General features: G+C 65.6%; 18 protein-coding genes. 8 read left to right on the forward strand and 10 right to left on the reverse strand.

Annotated elements, in window-relative coordinates:
- Positions 1-3: 3 nt before the first annotated feature.
- The 4 genes from DYI42_RS10510 to DYI42_RS10525 form a co-directional block, all read right to left on the reverse strand.
- On the reverse strand, positions 4-588 hold the full coding sequence (locus tag DYI42_RS10510) for a VOC family protein (RefSeq protein ID WP_213545894.1): 585 nt from the start codon (positions 586-588) through the stop codon (positions 4-6).
- 48 nt (positions 589-636) lie between these two features.
- Positions 637-2,457, reverse strand: a complete 1,821-nt coding sequence (typA, locus tag DYI42_RS10515; RefSeq protein WP_213545895.1) for a translational GTPase TypA — start codon at positions 2,455-2,457, stop codon at positions 637-639.
- A gap of 59 nt (positions 2,458-2,516) precedes the next feature.
- Positions 2,517-3,128 (reverse strand): YitT family protein, encoded by a 612-nt coding sequence (locus DYI42_RS10520; RefSeq protein ID WP_213545896.1) that lies wholly within the window; start codon positions 3,126-3,128, stop codon positions 2,517-2,519.
- A gap of 90 nt (positions 3,129-3,218) precedes the next feature.
- Positions 3,219-3,554, reverse strand: a complete 336-nt coding sequence (locus DYI42_RS10525; RefSeq protein ID WP_213545897.1) for a DMT family transporter — start codon at positions 3,552-3,554, stop codon at positions 3,219-3,221.
- A 306-nt stretch (positions 3,555-3,860) separates the two neighbouring features.
- Here DYI42_RS10525 and DYI42_RS10530 point away from each other — a divergent pair, with 306 nt between their 5' ends.
- Positions 3,861-4,658, forward strand: a complete 798-nt coding sequence (locus tag DYI42_RS10530; RefSeq protein ID WP_213545898.1) for a hypothetical protein — start codon at positions 3,861-3,863, stop codon at positions 4,656-4,658.
- 37 nt (positions 4,659-4,695) lie between these two features.
- On the opposite strand, the gene DYI42_RS10535 is transcribed toward DYI42_RS10530, so the two are convergent.
- The 3 genes from DYI42_RS10535 to DYI42_RS10545 all read right to left on the reverse strand — a co-directional run bounded on the left by DYI42_RS10535 (position 4,696) and on the right by DYI42_RS10545 (position 9,033).
- On the reverse strand, positions 4,696-5,910 hold the full coding sequence (locus DYI42_RS10535) for an NADP-dependent isocitrate dehydrogenase (protein ID WP_213545899.1): 1,215 nt from the start codon (positions 5,908-5,910) through the stop codon (positions 4,696-4,698).
- A 92-nt stretch (positions 5,911-6,002) separates the two neighbouring features.
- Positions 6,003-8,207: an NADP-dependent isocitrate dehydrogenase gene (locus tag DYI42_RS10540; RefSeq protein WP_213545900.1), complete on the reverse strand. Its 2,205-nt coding sequence runs from the start codon at positions 8,205-8,207 to the stop codon at positions 6,003-6,005.
- Between the two features lie 136 nt (positions 8,208-8,343).
- Positions 8,344-9,033 (reverse strand): hypothetical protein, encoded by a 690-nt coding sequence (locus tag DYI42_RS10545; protein WP_213545901.1) that lies wholly within the window; start codon positions 9,031-9,033, stop codon positions 8,344-8,346.
- 147 nt (positions 9,034-9,180) lie between these two features.
- Here DYI42_RS10545 and DYI42_RS10550 point away from each other — a divergent pair, with 147 nt between their 5' ends.
- Positions 9,181-10,374 carry a DUF2235 domain-containing protein gene (locus tag DYI42_RS10550; protein WP_213545902.1) on the forward strand — a complete coding sequence of 398 codons (1,194 nt, stop codon included), beginning with the start codon at positions 9,181-9,183 and terminating at the stop codon, positions 10,372-10,374.
- Positions 10,375-10,482: 108 nt separating this feature from the next.
- Here DYI42_RS10550 and DYI42_RS10555 read toward each other — a convergent pair whose 3' ends face one another.
- Positions 10,483-11,070: an HD domain-containing protein gene (locus DYI42_RS10555; protein WP_213545903.1), complete on the reverse strand. Its 588-nt coding sequence runs from the start codon at positions 11,068-11,070 to the stop codon at positions 10,483-10,485.
- Positions 11,067-11,327, reverse strand: a complete 261-nt coding sequence (locus DYI42_RS10560; protein WP_213545904.1) for a hypothetical protein — start codon at positions 11,325-11,327, stop codon at positions 11,067-11,069. The genes DYI42_RS10555 and DYI42_RS10560 overlap by 4 nt, the downstream gene beginning before the upstream one ends.
- 149 nt (positions 11,328-11,476) lie before the next feature.
- On the opposite strand from DYI42_RS10560, the gene DYI42_RS10565 reads away from it, so the two are divergent.
- The 3 genes from DYI42_RS10565 to DYI42_RS10575 all read left to right on the forward strand — a co-directional run bounded on the left by DYI42_RS10565 (position 11,477) and on the right by DYI42_RS10575 (position 13,758).
- On the forward strand, positions 11,477-11,875 hold the full coding sequence (locus tag DYI42_RS10565) for a TadE/TadG family type IV pilus assembly protein (protein WP_213545905.1): 399 nt from the start codon (positions 11,477-11,479) through the stop codon (positions 11,873-11,875).
- 3 nt (positions 11,876-11,878) lie between these two features.
- Positions 11,879-13,192, forward strand: coding sequence for a pilus assembly protein TadG-related protein (locus tag DYI42_RS10570; protein WP_244867827.1), 1,314 nt, complete (start codon positions 11,879-11,881; stop codon positions 13,190-13,192).
- A gap of 125 nt (positions 13,193-13,317) precedes the next feature.
- A complete protein-coding gene (locus DYI42_RS10575) occupies positions 13,318-13,758 on the forward strand; it encodes a hypothetical protein (protein ID WP_213545906.1) in 441 nt (146 codons plus the stop codon).
- 6 nt (positions 13,759-13,764) lie between these two features.
- Here the strand turns inward: DYI42_RS10575 and DYI42_RS10580 are convergent, their stop codons facing one another.
- Positions 13,765-14,421: an alpha/beta hydrolase gene (locus DYI42_RS10580; RefSeq protein ID WP_213545907.1), complete on the reverse strand. Its 657-nt coding sequence runs from the start codon at positions 14,419-14,421 to the stop codon at positions 13,765-13,767.
- Positions 14,422-14,602: 181 nt separating this feature from the next.
- Here DYI42_RS10580 and DYI42_RS10585 point away from each other — a divergent pair, with 181 nt between their 5' ends.
- Genes DYI42_RS10585 through DYI42_RS10595 form a run of 3 tightly spaced genes read left to right on the forward strand, consistent with a single transcriptional unit; the run spans position 14,603 to position 16,496 of the window.
- Positions 14,603-15,091: an Rrf2 family transcriptional regulator gene (locus DYI42_RS10585; protein WP_213545908.1), complete on the forward strand. Its 489-nt coding sequence runs from the start codon at positions 14,603-14,605 to the stop codon at positions 15,089-15,091.
- Positions 15,088-15,489, forward strand: coding sequence for a hypothetical protein (locus DYI42_RS10590; protein ID WP_213545909.1), 402 nt, complete (start codon positions 15,088-15,090; stop codon positions 15,487-15,489). Before DYI42_RS10585 ends, DYI42_RS10590 begins: the two co-directional genes overlap by 4 nt.
- Positions 15,486-16,496, forward strand: coding sequence for a cysteine desulfurase family protein (locus tag DYI42_RS10595; protein WP_213545910.1), 1,011 nt, complete (start codon positions 15,486-15,488; stop codon positions 16,494-16,496). Before DYI42_RS10590 ends, DYI42_RS10595 begins: the two co-directional genes overlap by 4 nt.
- Positions 16,497-16,513 lie beyond the last annotated feature (17 nt).

Raw genomic sequence — 16,513 nt, forward strand, 5'->3', positions numbered from 1 at the left:
CGTTCAGGCGTAAGGGTTCTTCGCGCTCCGGTCCTCCGAGAGCGTGCCCGTGCGGCGCGTGACCAGCGCCTCGATTGCATCGGCAAGGTGCACATCGGCAATCGCCTCGTCCCCCGCAGCCACCCGGATCTTGTGCGCCTCGGCCAGCACCTCGGCGTGGGTGCAGCCTGCGGGCGGCTCGAACTTGTAGGCGGCCAGCTCGATCAGCAGGCCGAGCGGATCCTTGAAATAGAGGGAATCCATGAAGCCCCGGTCCTTGGGGCCGGAATGGCCGATGCCGCGCGCTTCCAGCCGGGCCTCGGCCTGGTTCCACGTGGCCTTGGAGACGATGAAGGCGATGTGATGCACGCAGCCCGGCTCGGTGGGCGTGCGCCGCCGGTCGGCCTTGCGGTTCTCGTTGGTGAAGATGGTAATCAGCCGCCCGTCACCGGGATCGAAGTAGAGATGGCTTTCCTCGGCGTTGTCGAGGTTGGGCTGCTCGAAGATGAAGGGCATGCCCAGCATGCCCTCCCAGAAGTCGATGGATGTTTGCCGGTCGGCACCGGTCAGGGTGATGTGATGCACGCCCTGGGATTGGATCTTTTGCATGGGTAGGCCTCCCTTTGCTCCAAACCTAGGGCGGGGGAGGCCGCCCGGCTACCCCTCTGAGCGCGCAGCCCGCTTGCGCTCATGCGGATCAAGGTGGCGTTTGCGCAGACGCACCGCGTTGGGCGTGACCTCGACCAGCTCGTCGTCGTTGATGTAGGCAATCGCCTCTTCGAGCGACATTGTGATGGGCGTGGTCAGCCGCACTGCTTCGTCCGAGCCCGAGGCGCGCACGTTGGTCAGCTTCTTGCCCTTCAGCGGGTTCACCTCGAGGTCGTTCTCGCGGCTGTGTTCGCCGATAATCATGCCCTGATACACCGGCGCCTGCGCGCCAAGGAACATGCGGCCCCGGTCTTCGAGGTTCCACAGCGCATAGGCCACGGCCTCGCCCGCATCCATCGAGATCAGCACCCCCGCGCGGCGGCCCGGGATGGGGCCCTTGTGGGGGGCCCAGCCGTGGAACACGCGGTTGAGCACGCCGGTGCCGCGCGTGTCGGTCAGAAATTCGCCGTGGTAACCGATGAGCCCGCGCGAGGGCACATGGGCGATGATCCGGGTCTTGCCCGCGCCTGCAGGCTTCATCTCCACGAGGTCGCCCTTGCGCGCGCCGGTGAGCTTTTCGATCACCGCGCCAGAGTGGTCGTCATCCACGTCGATGGTGACCTCTTCGATCGGCTCCAGCCGTTGACCGTCTTCCTCGCGCATCAGCACCTGCGGGCGCGAGATGGAAAGCTCGAAGCCCTCGCGGCGCATGTTCTCGATCAGCACGCCCATTTGCAGCTCGCCCCGGCCCGCGACCTCGAAGGCCTCGCCGCCGGGCGTGTCGGTGACCTTGATGGCCACGTTCACCTCGGCTTCGCGCATCAGGCGCTCGCGGATGACCCGGCTTTGCACCTTCTTACCGTCGCGCCCCGCAAGGGGGCTGTCGTTGATGCCGAAGGTTACCGAAATCGTCGGCGGGTCGATGGGTTGGGCATCGAGCGGCTCTTCGACGGCGAGCGCGCAGATGGTGTCGGAGACGGTGGCCTTGGCCATGCCCGCCAGCGTCACGATATCGCCGGCCACGGCCTCTTCGATCTCTTGAAGGCCAAGCCCGCGGAACGCCTGGATCTTGGAGACGCGGAACTGCTCGATCTTCTGGCCATTGCGGGTGAGGGCCTGAACGGTTGCACCGGCCTTGATGCGCCCCGATTCCACGCGGCCCGTCAGGGTGCGCCCGATAAAGGCGTCCGCGCCCAGCGTGGTGGCCAGCATCCGGAAATCCTCATCCGCGTACTTTTGCTGCTTGGGCGCGGGCACGTGGTTGACGATCAGCTTGAACAGCGCGTCCAGGTCCTTGCGCGGGCCGTCCAGCTCGGGGTCGCACCAGCCGGAGCGGCCCGAGGCGTAAAGGTGCGGGAAGTCGAGCTGGTCTTCATCGGCATCGAGTGCGGCGAAGAGGTCGAACACCTCGTCAAGTGCGCGGTCGGGCTCGGCATCGGGCTTGTCGACCTTGTTGAGCACCACGATGGGGCGCAGGCCAAGGGCGAGGGCCTTCGAGGTCACGAACTTGGTTTGCGGCATCGGCCCTTCGGCGGCATCCACCAGCAGCACCACGCCATCGACCATGCTCAGAATACGCTCCACCTCGCCGCCAAAGTCGGCGTGGCCGGGCGTGTCGACGATGTTGATCCGCGTGCCCTTCCACTCGACCGAGGTGGCTTTGGCGAGGATGGTGATGCCGCGCTCGCGCTCGAGGTCGTTGCTGTCCATCGCCCGCTCGGCCACCGCCTGGTTTTCGCGGAAGGCGCCGGATTGCTTCAGCAGCTCGTCGACGAGCGTCGTCTTTCCGTGGTCGACGTGGGCGATGATGGCGATGTTGCGCAGGTCCATGGGGCTCTCTTTGACTGTTCGCGCCGCGCATATCCTGCGCTGCGGCGAAAGGCTAGGGGCTATGTGACAACATACCAGTCGCGCCGGTGGTTGAAGGCCACCACGAGGTTGAGGATGACCGCGCCGAGGAGCGACCAGCCCACGGCGGAGAGCGGCAGTACGAAGGCGGCGACGGTGAAGAGCACTGCGTCATGGATCAGTTGCGTCCAACCCGCGCGGAAGCCGTATCTGTCTTGCAGGATGAGGGCGATGATCGAAACTCCGCCGAGCGAGGCCGTGTGGCGGAAGAGGCCGAGCAGCCCCACACCCGCCGCCACCCCGAAGAGCACGGCAGAGGCGGCGGGGTGGATATGCTCGATCAGCAGGAGCGGGTCCAGCGCCGCTGTCATCAGAGACATCAGCGTGACGGTGGCCAGAGACTTCAGGCAGAAGGCGGGGCCGCGCGCGGCCCATGCGAAGGCGTAGAAGGGGATGTTGATGGTGAAGAACACCAGCGCGAAGGACCAGCCCGAGAGGTAGGCGATGATCAGCGCGGTGCCCGCCGTGCCAGAAGAGATGAGGCCCGCCGCGCGCAGCAGGTGCACGCCGAGGGCGGCCTGCGCCGAGGCGATCAGGAGGCCTTGGGCATCTTCGAGGAGGGTGTAATGCGGTTTTTCGTCAGCAAGCGCCATGAGCCTGCTGTGGCGCAGGGGGAGGGTGGCGTCAAACCCGCGCGAAAGGCTGCGGGTGTGACGTGGCGTCCGTTGCCCGATGGGCGGGCCTCAGTGGCCAGTGGTTGCCGAGAAAAGATGCAGCACGAGGACGCCGGAGAGGATCAAGCCGAGGCCGAGCACGGCGGGCAGATCGAGCCGCTGGTTGTAAAGCAGGAAGCCCATGAGCGCGATCAGAACGATGCCGAGGCCCGACCAGATGGCATAGACCACACCCACCGGCATCACCCTTACCGTCAGGGACAGAAAGTAGAACGACACCGCATAGGCGACGACCACGACGGCGGCGGGCGCCAGCCGAGTGAAGCCCTTGGTCGCCGGCAGGGCCACCGTGCCGATGGTTTCCGCCACGATGGCGAGCACGAGGAAGAGATAGGTCTTGGGCATGATGGCACCGAAAGCAAGGAGGAGGGATCACGGCGCGCCGTTCTGTCCGCTGTAGCTCATGGCGGCGGGCGTGGCGAGTCATCGCTGTGTGGATGTTCACACAGAGCCGCGATTGAGTGTGTGGGTTTTCGCACGTCGAGAGCGCGGCGTTGGTTCAGGTTCGCCATGTAAACCATTGATAATGTTTCGGTTGGATAGGTTGTCTGCTGTGAGCATATTTTTGCGTTGTCAGCTCTCCGGTAGCCCCCGACAGTGCTGGCACATCTTCTGCGAAACGCGCAGACACATCCAATGGGAGGAAACAAGATGATCCGCCGGACAGTGCTCCGCGCGGCCATGATGGCCGCATGCCTTACACCGCTCACACTCCAGCCGCTCGCGGCGCAGGAGGCCTCGCCCTCCGTGACCCAGCCGCAGGCCGAAAGCCCGGCCCGCGTGCTGCTCGTGGGCAACAGCTACCTGTATTACAACGACAGCCTGCACAATCACCTGCGCCGCATGGTCATGGCGGGCACCGATGTCGAGCCGCAGTACAAATCGGCCACCATCGGTGGTGCGCGGCTGGACCATCATAACATCGATTGGCTCACCCAGCCCGGCGCGATCGGGGTGGAAGAGCCTTTCGAACTGGTGATCCTTCAGGGCCACTCCAACGCCGCGCTCTCGGAGAAGAACCAGACGCGCTACATGGAGGCTGCGAAGGCCGCCGCGGCGCTGATTTCCGAGCGCGGCGGCAAGGTCGCGCTCTACATGCCGCATGCCTATGTGGACCCGCACAAGAGCGCCGACCCCGAGAATATCCGCGCAAACGAGCGGTTCTATACCGAGGCGGGAAATGAGCTCGACGCCATCGTCATACCCGTCGCGCTGGCCTTCGAGGAGGCCTACAAGCGCCGCCCGGAGATGGCTCTGCACAAGGATTATGACGGGTCGCACCCCAGCCTGCTCGGCAGCTTCCTCGCGGCCGCCACAGCCTATGCGACGCTTTATGGCGCCGATCCTGTGGGCAATGAATACGACTACTTCGGCAAGGTCGGCGCGGAGGATGCCGCCTTCCTTCAGGAGGTCGCGCGCGACACCGTGAACGCTTACTTCGGGCGTTGAAACGAGGAAGGGCCCGCGCCGAGCGGGCCCTTTTGACTCAGCCGGTCAGCGCCTTGTTCAGGTTCTCGTCGATCTTCTCGAGGAAGCCGATGGTGGTGAGCCAGCCCTGATCGGGGCCGACGAGCAGGGCGAGATCCTTGGTCATGTGGCCCGCCTCAACGGTGTCGATGATGACGTGTTCCAGCGTTTCGGCGAAGGCGCGCAGGGCGACGTTGCCATCGAGCTTGGCGCGGTGCTTGAGGCCCCCGGTCCAGGCGTAGATCGAGGCGATGGAGTTAGTGGAGGTGCTCTTGCCCTCCTGGTGCTGGCGGTAATGCCGCGTCACCGTGCCGTGGGCCGCCTCGGCCTCCACGATCTGGCCATCCGGGGTCATCAGCTGCGAGGCCATCATGCCCAAGCTACCGAAGCCCTGCGCCACGGTGTCGGACTGCACGTCACCGTCGTAGTTCTTGCAGGCCCAGACGAACTTGCCGTTCCACTTGAGCGCGCAGGCCACCATGTCGTCGATCAACCGGTGCTCATACCAGATGTTCGCGGCCTTGAACTTCTCTTCGAATTCAGCTTCGTAGATCTCCTGAAACAGGTCCTTGAAGCGTCCGTCATAGGCCTTGAGGATGGTGTTCTTGGTGCTCAGATACACCGGCCAGCCCACGTTGAGCCCGTAGTTGAAACTGGCGCGGGCGAAGTCGCGGATGCTTTCATCCTGGTTGTACATGCCCATGTAGACGCCCGCATCGGGCGCATCATAGACCTCGCGCTCGATCACCTCGCCATTGGCGCCTTCCCACTTCATCGTCAGCTTGCCGGCGGAGGGAAAGTGGAAGTCGGTCGCCTTGTACTGGTCGCCAAAGGCGTGGCGACCGACGACGATGGGCGAGGTCCAGCCGGGCACAAGGCGCGGCACGTTCTTGCAGATGATCGGCTGGCGAAAGACCACGCCGCCCAGGATGTTGCGGATGGTGCCGTTGGGCGAGCGCCACATCTTCTTGAGGCCGAATTCCTCCACCCGCGCTTCGTCGGGCGTGATGGTGGCGCATTTCACGCCCACGCCCACTTCCTTGATCTTCTCGGCGGCGTCGATGGTGATCTGGTCGTCGGTCTCGTCACGCACCTGAATCGAGAGATCATAATAGAGCAGGTCGATGTCGAGGTAGGGTTCGATCAGCTTCTTCTTGATGAAGTCCCAGATGATCCGGGTCATCTCGTCGCCGTCGATCTCGACCATCGGGTTCTCGACTTTGATCTTCGACATTCGCGCGTCTCCTTGAGGCCTTCGGCATCCTTGGCGCAACCTGGTTAAGCGCCGGCAAAACTGCGGCGGCCACTTGGGCCGCCGCGTGTGATTTATCCGATGATCGCGTTCAGCGTTTCGCTGGGGCGCATCACCGTGGCCAGTTTGCCTGCCTCGTTCATGTAATAGCCACCCGTGTCGGCAGGTTTGCCCTGCGGCGCGGCCAGCTCGCCGGTAATTTGAGCCTCGCCCTCGGCCAGTGCCTTGGCAATGGGCGCAAACTCTTCGGCCAGCTCGGCGTCGGCGCTTTGCGCGGCCAGCGCCTCGGCCCAGTAGCGGGCAAACCAGTAGTGGCTGTCGCGGTTGTCGGGCTCGCCCACCTTGCGGGAGGGGGAGCGGTCATGATCGAGGATGCCTTGGGTGGCGGTATCTACCGCGTCGCCCAGCACCTTGGCTTTGGCGTTGCCCTTAACGTCGGCGAGGAAGCGGAAGCTCTCGCCCAGCGCGCAGAACTCGCCGAGGCTGTCCCAGCGCAGGTGGTTCTCTTCGTGCAGCTGCTGCACGTGCTTGGGGGCAGAGCCGCCGGCGCCGGTCTCGAAGAGGCCGCCGCCCTGCATCAGCTTCACGATGGAGAGCATCTTGGCGGAGGTCGCCAGCTCGAGGATCGGGAAGAGGTCGGTCAGGTAGTCGCGCAGCACGTTGCCGGTGATGGCGATGGTGTTCTCTCCTCGCGTGATCGTCTCCAGCGACGCACGGGTGGCCTCGCGCGGGGCCATGATCTCGAACTTGTCGGCCACGCCCTTGGCTTCGAGGATCGGCTTCACGATGGCGATGAGCTGCGCGTCATGGGCGCGGTTTTCGTCGAGCCAGAAAATCGAACGATAGCCGGTCGCCTTCTGCCGTTCGATGGCCAAGTTCACCCAGTCTTCGATGGGGGCCTTGCGGGCCGAGGCGGAGCGCCAGATGTCGCTCTTCTTCACCGCATGCTCGTGCAGCACCGTGCCATCCTCCAGCACCATCTTCACCGTGCCATCCTCCGGGATCTCGAAGGTGGTGGGGTGTGAGCCGTATTCCTCCGCTTTCTGCGCCATCAGCCCAAGGTTCTGCACCGTCCCGGCGGTGGCGGGGTTCAGCTTGCCGTTGGCTTTGAAGAACTCGATGGCCTCGTCATAGACCGGCGCATAGCTGTTGTCAGGGATCACGCAGACGGTGTCATGCTCCTTGCCGTCCGGTCCCCAGCCCTTGCCGCCTGCGCGGATCAGGGCGGGCATGGAGGCGTCGATGATCACGTCGCTCGGCACATGCAGGTTGGTGATGCCCTTGTCAGAGTTCACCATATACATCGGCGGGCGGGCATCGCGGCACTCTTCGATGGCTACCATGATCTCGGGCTCATCCTTCACCTTGTCGAGCAGCGCGCCCATGCCGCCGTTGGGGTTGACGCCGAGCGCTTCCAGCTTGTCGCCGAACGTCTCGAAGACCGGCGCGAGCCAGGCCTTCACCGCGTGGCCGAAGATGATCGGGTCGGAGACCTTCATCATCGTGGCCTTCATGTGCAGCGAGAACAGCACGCCCTCCTGCTTGGTCTTCTCGATCTCGGCGGCAAGGAAATCATCCAGTGCGGAGGCAGACATGAAAGTGGCATCCACCACCGTGCCTGCGGGGTAGCTGACGCCATCCTTGAGCACGGTCGCGCCGGAGGCGCCCTCCAGCACGATCTTCGCGGTGGCGGCTCCGCCAAGGGTGGCGCTCTTCTCGTTGGAGAAGAAATCATCGCCGTCCATCGAGGCCACGCGCGTCTTGCTGTCGGCGGTCCACTCGCCCATGCGGTGCGGGTTGGCCTGGGCGTAGTTCTTCACCGCGCTCGCCGCGCGCCGGTCGGAGTTGCCCTCGCGCAGCACCGGGTTCACCGCCGAGCCCTTGATGGTGTCATACTTGGCGCGAACCGCCTTTTCTTCATCGGTTTCAGGGGTGTAGGGGTAATCAGGCAGGGCGAAGCCCTTGTCCTGAAGCTCCTTAACCGCGGCCACGAGCTGCGGCTCGGAGGCCGAGATGTTGGGCAGCTTGATGACGTTGGCCTCGGGGGTCTTCACCAGCTCGCCCAGTTCGGCGAGGTCGTCGGCGATGCGCTGATCGTCTTTCAGGTGCTCGGGGAAGGTCGCCAGGATGCGGCCCGCGAGCGAAATATCCTTGGTGCCCACCGAGATGCCCGCCGCTTTGGCGAAGCGCTGGATGATCGGCAGAAGCGAGGCGCTGGCCAGTTCCGGGGCCTCGTCGACCTTGGTGTAGATGATGTCGGGCGTGTTGCTGTCGGCCATGTTGGAGCCCCCTCGCTAGCTGTTGTTAAGGCCCGCCGCGCACCTGCTGCGGCGCGGAATCGGGATGTTGCGGCTGTCCTATCCCATATCCTTGGCGCATGGAAGGTATGCCGTTGTATACCGATTGTCGCAGGCCTCAGCTTTCCGAGGCGCGCAGGGCTGCCGCAAGGGTCTGCCCAAGCTCCACAACCGCGTCGATCTGTTCGGGGCGCTTCAGGGCGCCGTGCAGGCGGATTGACAGGCCGTCACGGCCCCGGATGATCGCCGGGCGCGCGCTGCGGGGCAGGGGGCTGGCCGGGATGGCGGGGTGCAACGCTATGGGGCGCAGCGCATCCTCTGCGCCGGGTGTCGCCATCAGCAGTGCCGGACTGCCCTCCAGCGGCACCGGCTTCAGGTCGGGCACCTCCTCGGCCATGCTGCCCAGGAGCTTGCCCAGCATGGCCTGCGCCAGCCCGCCGCCCAGCATGCCGGAAAACCGCTCCACATCGGCGGCGCGGCTCGCCGGGATGTCGTGCGTCAGGATCGAAAGGCCGTGGGGCAACGCAAGCGACCGGTCGCGCCACTCGGTATGGCGGGTCGAGGTGCTGGAGCTCGAACTGCCCGAACGCTGCACCACGATCCGCAGCTCCCAGCCCTCGCGTGGGCTGCCGATGCGCGTGACCGTCCTGCGGCCCTCCCGCCCGGTGGCAAAGCTCCACCCCGCCGCCGCACAATGGGCGCGCAGCAGAGCCTCGCGCTTCTTTGCCCACCACAGCAGCGCCCCGACCAGCGCGATCTGGCCGAGGAAGACCACCGAAACAAGGATGATGATGGCGGTGTTCGACACGCGCGCGCCCTCCGGCAAGTTGCGCCGCCACCCTAGCCACGCCCCGCCGCCCTGTCACCCGACCCGCGACAGCGCGCACATCTCATGGTAGAATGCCACCATTTCCTGCCGGGTCTGCCCGGAGCATTTGACACTGGAGCATTACCCATGAAGCGCATCGCGATTTTCTGCGACGGCACCTGGAACACGCCAGACGCGCCGCACCCAACCAACGTCTTTCACCTGCACAGCATGGCCCGGCGCACGGCGGAGGATGGAACGACCCAGATCCTCAAATACATCCCAGGTGTCGGCACCGGCTTCGGCAAAACGGGGTGGCGCAAGAAGCTCGACAAGATCACCGGCGGGGTGTTCGGTGTCGGCGTGACGAAGAACATCCTCGCCGGCTACACCTTCCTGATCGAGCAGTACGAGCCGGGGGACGAGATCCACATCTTCGGTTTCTCGCGCGGCGCGTTCACCGCCCGGTCGCTGGTGGGCCTCATCCGCGCCTCGGGCCTGCCGCGCCACACCGAGGCCTGGAAGGCCCCGGAGGCGCTCAAGCGCTACCGCAGCGCCGATCCGGCCACCAAACCCTCCAGCGAGGAGAGCCATGGCTTTCGGCTCGGCTTCTCGCCCGATGTGGTCACCTCGCAGAAAGAGGCCGACTGGCGCACGGCTCAGGGCCATCCGCCGGTGCCGCTGCTCACCGTCACCTACCTCGGCATCTGGGATACCGTCGGCGCGCTCGGGATTCCGGGCTACTACAAGTGGCTGGCGCAGATCTTCAACCGCAGCCAAGGGTTTCATGACACGCAACTCAGCTCGATGGTCATGTCCGCCCGCCACGCGGTGTCACTCGACGAGCGCCGCAAGGCCTTTCCCCCCACGCTCTGGGGCAACCTCGGTGAGTTGAACCGCGAAAACCCCGAGCAGGCGCGCAGCTACCAGCAGCTCTGGTTCGCGGGCGATCACGGCTCGGTCGGTGGGGGTGGTGATATTACCGGCCTGTCCAACATCGCGCTGCGCTGGATTGTCGAAGGCGCGCAGGAGCAGGAGCTGGAGTTCGACGGCACGGCGCTTTCGGTGCTGGAGGCGCAGGAAAACCCGCTGGAGCCTTCGCTCTTCAACAAGTCCGGTCCGCCCGGCTTCTTCACCCGCATGCTCCGCCGTCGCGTGCTGCACCGCGTCGGCCGGATGAAGGTGCCGGACCCGGCCACGGGCGGCACCACCGAGGTCTCCATCGGCCCGGATTACGTCTGGGATATCTCCACGCCCGCGCGCACCCGCTACCGCGCACTCGATGCGTACAGGCCGCCATCCCTCAAGCCCTTCGACGCAGACCTGTGCGCCGACCACTGAGCGTCGACCCTGTTCATTTTCTTGCGGAAAATACCTCCGGGGGTGTGGGGGCTGGCCCCCACTGGCCGAGCAGGGCCGTCAGGCCGCACGGTCAGGGCAGGGCGCCCCTCAGCCGTCTTCCCGCTCGAAAAAGGCGCGCACCTTCGGCCCGATCCAGGCCCAGAGCCCGGGCGCGCCCCGTTCCATCGTGGGGCGCAAGCGAGCCTCCACCTTGCCGTAATCCACGCCATAGGGTGTCCAGCTTGCGCCGCCGTTGGCGAGGTTCAGCAGTGGCGGTTGAAACCGGTCGAGCGCCTTGGCAAAACGGGCGTCCGGGGTTTCGGCGGCCTCGAACTCGTCCCAGAGCGCGCGCAGTTCGGCGCCCTGCGCTTCGGGCAGCATCCCGAAGATCCGGTCTGCCGCCGCCTGTTCGGCGGCCTCGATCGCGGCCTGGTCCAGCCCGGCCTCGAAAATCGGCGCATCGCCCGCATCGATTTCCACCAGGTCGTGGATGAGTGCCATCCGGATCACCCGGTCGATGCGCACGCCCTCGGGCGCCTCTCCCTCCAGCACCAACGCGGCCAGCGCCAGATGCCAGCTGTGCTCGCCCGAGTTCTCGTGCCGCGAGCCATCCGCCAGCTTCGACGCCCGCTCGATGCCGCGCAGCTTGCAGGCCTCCGTGAGGAAAGCCGCCTGCCGGTCGAGGTCAGTGGTCAATGACCGTCATCCATGAGCTGCGGGCCCGTGTCCTTCTCGAGGAAGCCCTGCTCGATCTGCTTGGTCAGGAAGGCCCGCGCTCGGCGTTCGGCCAGGCGCACGCGGATCGAGGTCATGAAGGCCTCTTCCATCGTGGTCGAGGAGGTGCCCAGCTTCTTGGCCACGGCGCGGATCACGTCATCCTCGTCGCCCAGCTTGGCGGCATTTGCAATCGTGTCCTTCGCCAGCTCGTCTGCAAGGTCTTCCAAAACGCCCATCACGGATCTCCCGGCTTCGTGGTTCTGCTCGCCCGCATTTGCTTAGAATCCTGCACGAAGTTCAACCCCGCACCGCGCCTCTGCCCCCTTTGCGCCATGTTTCGGGCCGAGTGTCGCCACGGGTCGGGGCGTGAAGAAGGATCAGGGCGATGGGCATCTTGAGGAAGCTCGCAACATTCGCAAAAACCGAAGACGGCAGCGCCACCGTGGAGGCCACCCTCTGGGTGCCCGCGATGATCGGGCTCATCTGCCTTGCGGCGGATGCCTCTTTCATCTTCTTCGGGCAAAACCAGGCCTACAGGGTGGTGCAGGACGCAAACCGCTCGCTCTCCATCGGGCGGCTGTCGAGCTCTGACGAGGTGGAAACCTACATTACCACGCAGCTCGCCTCGCTCTCGCCCAATGCCGTGGTGCAAAGCTCGGTGACGCAGGGCATGGTCAACTCCTATGTCCGCATCCCCAGCTCCGATCTCGCGGCGACCGGGCTGATCAACTCGCTCCTGACAACCACTATCACCGTGGGGTCGCGGCACTTCGTGGAGTATTGAGCCATGGCTGCCGCGCCGGCCTGGCGCCGGCTGCGCTTCTGGCGAGACGATTATGGCGGGGTGACCGGCCTCGGCATCATGCTGACGCTCACCACCTGCGTCATCGCCGCCATCGCGCTTGATGTGGCCCGGCTGCGCGCGGCCCAGAGCCAGCTTCAGATCATGGCCGACGCCGCCGCCCATGCCGCGCTCTACTATCGCGATACACACTCCGCCGCCGAAGCCAAGGAGATGGCGCTCGACGTGGTGGGCTACGGCATGCCCGCCGATGTCTACGGCGATGTGCTGCGGCCCGAGGATATCACCTTTGGGACCTGGTCCTACGAGTTGCAGGCCTTTCGCCCCTCCGACACCTCCCGCGATGCGGTGCTGGTGACGACAGAGCGGATTGCCGAAAATCAGAACGGCATTACGCCCTATCTCTTCGGCTTCGTCGGGCGCGATACCTTCGACGTGGCCACCAACTCGGTCTTCACCACCTACCGGCCCACCTGCTTCAGGGAAGGGTTCGTGGCCGAGGAGGTCGTGGATATCCAGTCGAACAACAACTATTACAACGGCTTCTGCATCCACGCGAACGGCCATGTCGAGCTGAACTCGAACAATGTCTTCGAGGCCGGCACCATCGTGTCGATGCCCGACACCGGCGATATCGTGCTGCCCCAGTCCGGTTTTGAGACCAACGAAGGCCTGGAGGCCGCGCTGCGCTCCGGCGTCTACCGACTGCGCATCATCAACCGGCTCCCCGCCATCATCCAGAACTTCATCGACGAGCAAGACACCTTCCTGCCGGACTACATCACCACCACGACGGCGGTGGACCTCTCGGGCAAGACCCTGACCGAGGCCGATTTCCAGACCGGGCGGCTGCACCGGGCCATGGGGGCGAACAACTGCAAACTCACCCTCTCGCCGAGCGTGCCGCTAGAACGGATCGTCCTGGTGACGAACTGCGAGGTGAAATTCAGCCAAGGCACCCAGTTGCATGACGTGGTGATCGCCACCACCAACACCGGCGCCAAGTCGATGAACGCCCCCTCCACGCTCCAGGTCGGGCGCGACGACCACTGCGCCGAGGGCGGCGGCGCGCAGATGCTCAGCCTTGGCGGCATGGAGTTTGCCTCCGACCTGCGGATGTATGGCGGCCAGCTGGTGGCCAAGTCCAACATCGAATTCTCGGCCAATGCCGACGGGATCGAGGGGGCCTCGATGATCTCGGGCACCCGGATCGACGGCACCTCGAACATGAACATGGGCTTTTGCGTCACAGGCATGGAAGACAATTACGAGGCGGCCTATTTCCGGATGGCGCAGTAAGGGCACGGGGGTAAGCTGCTCGCGATCCGCCGCGCCCCCGCTCCCCGCACGCGCGGCCGGGCCCCGAACGCCAAAGGGGAGCCAAGGGCCTGACCAGAACAGGCCCAGCAGAAGGAGCGAGCAGGATGACGACCCAAGCCCTTGTCGCCGGCTATTTCGCGCTGTGCTGCGCGGCCATGTCCCTCAGTCTGGGCCTGTCGGAAATCCTGCTGTTGCGGGCGCTGGGTCAGGGGCTGCCCGCCGCCGGACTGCTTTCGGCGGGTGTGGCGGGCTATGCTGCCGGGCTGCTGTTTGCCCGCCGCACGGGCGAGGTGCCCGCGGGCCTGCCGCTTCTGGGGCTGCTCGCCGCGATGGCCGGGGTGATCTTTGGCCTTACTGTTGGCCAGCCCCTGCTGATCCATGCGATCTTCGGGGCGGGCGCACCGGTTCCGCCCCTGCACCAGCTTCCGCCTGTCGTGGCCAACGGGCTCGCTGCCGCAACCCTCTGCATCACCCTCGCCACCGTCCGTGCCGGGGCACGCGGCTGGCTGGAGCGCGCGGAGACGGCGGGCGCAGCGCCCGCCTGAGCCGCGTCAGCGGGTGGTTTCGGTCAGGCGGCGGCGCACGTAGCCGTCCACCTCGCCCAACATCTGGTCCATGTAGGGATCTTCAAAGAAGTGCCCCGCACCCTCGATCTCGGTGTGAGTGATGGTGATGCCCTTCTGCTCGTGCAGCTTGTCCACCAGCGCGTGGGTGTCCTTGGGCGGCGCCACGCGGTCGGCTGTGCCGTTCAGGATCAGCCCAGAGCTGGGGCAGGGCGCGAGGAAGGAAAAATCATACATGTTCGCGGGCGGCGAGACACTGATGAACCCGGTGATCTCGGGGCGCCGCATCAGCAGCTGCATCCCGATCCACGCGCCAAAGGAGAAGCCCGCAACCCAGCAATGCTTGGCGTTGGTGTTCATCGACTGGAGGTAATCCAGCGCCGAGGCGGCATCCGACAGCTCGCCGATCCCCTGGTCGTACTCCCCCTGACTGCGCCCCACGCCCCGGAAGTTGAACCGCAGCACCGTGAAGCCCATCTTATGGAAGGTGTAATGCAGGTTATAGACGACCCGGTTGTTCATCGTCCCGCCGAACTGCGGATGCGGATGCAGGATGATGGCGATGGGAGCGTCCTTGACGCCTTTTTGGGGGTGATACCTGCCTTCGAGCCGACCCTCGGGGCCGGGAAAAATCACTTCGGGCATACCTGACCTTTTTTGTCCTCTTTTATGCCCGGGGGCGGTTGACGCTTTCGCGGGCCGAAACTAGAATTATTCTAAATCGGCGCGAACCCACCCGGACGGGTGCGATGGAGGTAATTGCCATTGCCTTCGTCGTCAATGCAATTTGGCCCCTCGGGGGCTCTCAGCCGCAAGGACCGGACGTTTGAAGCTTTCGACCAAAGGACGCTATGCGATGGTTGCCCTGGCCGATCTGGCCCTGGCGCAACGCGGCGACGAGGGGGCGCTCGTTTCTCTTGCGGCCGTGTCCAAGCGCCAGAGCATCTCGCTGTCCTATCTCGAACAACTCTTCGTCAAACTGCGGCAGGCCGGACTGGTGGAGAGCGTGCGTGGCCCGGGCGGCGGCTACCGCCTTGCGCGCTGCCCAGACGAAATCCGCGTGGCCGAGGTGCTGGAGGCGGTCGACGAGACGGTGAGCGCGCTGCACACCGGGGCAGGGGCCAAGGGCGCTGTCTCCGGGTCGCGCGCCCAGAGCATGGTCAACCGCCTTTGGGAGGGCCTTTCCTCCCATGTCTATGTCTACCTGCACCAGGCCACGCTCGCCTCGGTGATCGAAAAGCCGATGGCGACCTGCCCCGCGGTGCCGAGTTTCTTCGAGGTCGTTGACGAAGAAGAAGCGGAGGCCGAAGCGTGAGCCAGCGATCCAGTCAGGGCAAGTTCACCGCGAATGCCGTGACCCCATCCGTCATCGGGGCCGCGCCTTTCGTCGGGCGCCTGTCCGACATGGCCGATACCGTCGGCATGGATGAGGGCTTGTCCCTGCAATACCTGCACCGCCGCGTGGCCGAAGCGGCCAACGCACGGCGGCGGGCGTCGGGCCTGTTCGGGAGGCTCTACAATGCGATGACCGGCTCCGATGCCGCGCGCGTCGAGCTGAGCGGCGCGGTGCTGCTGACGGTCACGCGCGTTCTTGGCCATGACCGGCCCGAAGGTGTGGTGGCGGCCAGCCGGATTTCCCTGCCTCTGGAGGCCGCCGAGCGCCTCCTGGCGGATTACTCCGTCCGTTTGAAGGAACGGGGGCTGATGGCATGAGCCGTACCTACCTCGATTTCAACGCCACGGCGCCGCTGCTGCCCGAGGCACGGGCGGCGATGCTTGCGGCAATGGAGATTGTCGGCAACCCCTCCTCGGTGCACGCCGAGGGCCGGGCCGCGAAGGCCGCAGTCGAGCGGGCGCGGGCGCAGGTGGCCGCAGGCGTCGGCTGCAAGCCGCAGGAGGTGGTGTTCACCGGCGGGGCCACCGAGGCGGCGCAGGTTCTGGCCGCCGGGGCCGTGGTGGAGCCGATGGCGCATGATGCGCTCTGGGCGCACCATGCCGGCGAGGGCCGGATCTACGCCATGGGCCTTGCCAACAGTGAAACCGGCGTGATCGCCGAACTGCCGCAGGAGCGCCCCTGCGAGCTGTTGCTGCTCGATGTGACTCAGGCCGTGGGCCGCATCCCCTTCGCCTTTGGCTGGTCGGGCGCCGATCTGGCCATTCTCTCCGCCCACAAGCTGGGCGGCCCCAAGGGCGTCGGCGCGCTCATCGTCCGCGAGGGGCTGGATATCGCCCCCTTGCTCAAGGGCGGCGGGCAGGAGATGGGCCGCCGCTCCGGCACCGAAAACGTGATTGGAATTGCAGGCTTCGGGGCCGCAGTTGAAGCTGCGCAGAAGCGGCTGGAGGCGGGTGACTGGGCCCGCGTGGCAGAGGCCCGCGACATATTGGAAGCCAGGGTGGCAGAGGCTGCGCCGGACACCATATTCGTGGGGCAAGAGGCCAAGCGCCTGCCCAACACCAGTTGCTTTGCAGCGCCGGGCTGGAAGGGCGAAACCCAAGTGATGTCGATGGATCTCGCCGGGTTCGCGATCTCCGCCGGGTCGGCCTGCTCCTCGGGCAAGGTGAAGGAAAGCCGGGTGCTTCGCGCCATGGGCTTTGACGAGGCCACCGCCCGCTCGGCCATCCGGGTCTCTCTGGGGCCCGACACAACCGAGGATGACATCGCCCGCTTCGCCGAGAGCTGGGCCGCCGCATACAGGAAACACCAGGCGCGGGTTGCGTGAAGAACGCACCCCAAGCC

The sequence above is a fragment of the Vannielia litorea genome, assembly GCF_018424695.1.
In the GTDB taxonomy this organism is placed as follows: Bacteria; Pseudomonadota; Alphaproteobacteria; order Rhodobacterales; family Rhodobacteraceae; genus Vannielia; species Vannielia litorea_A.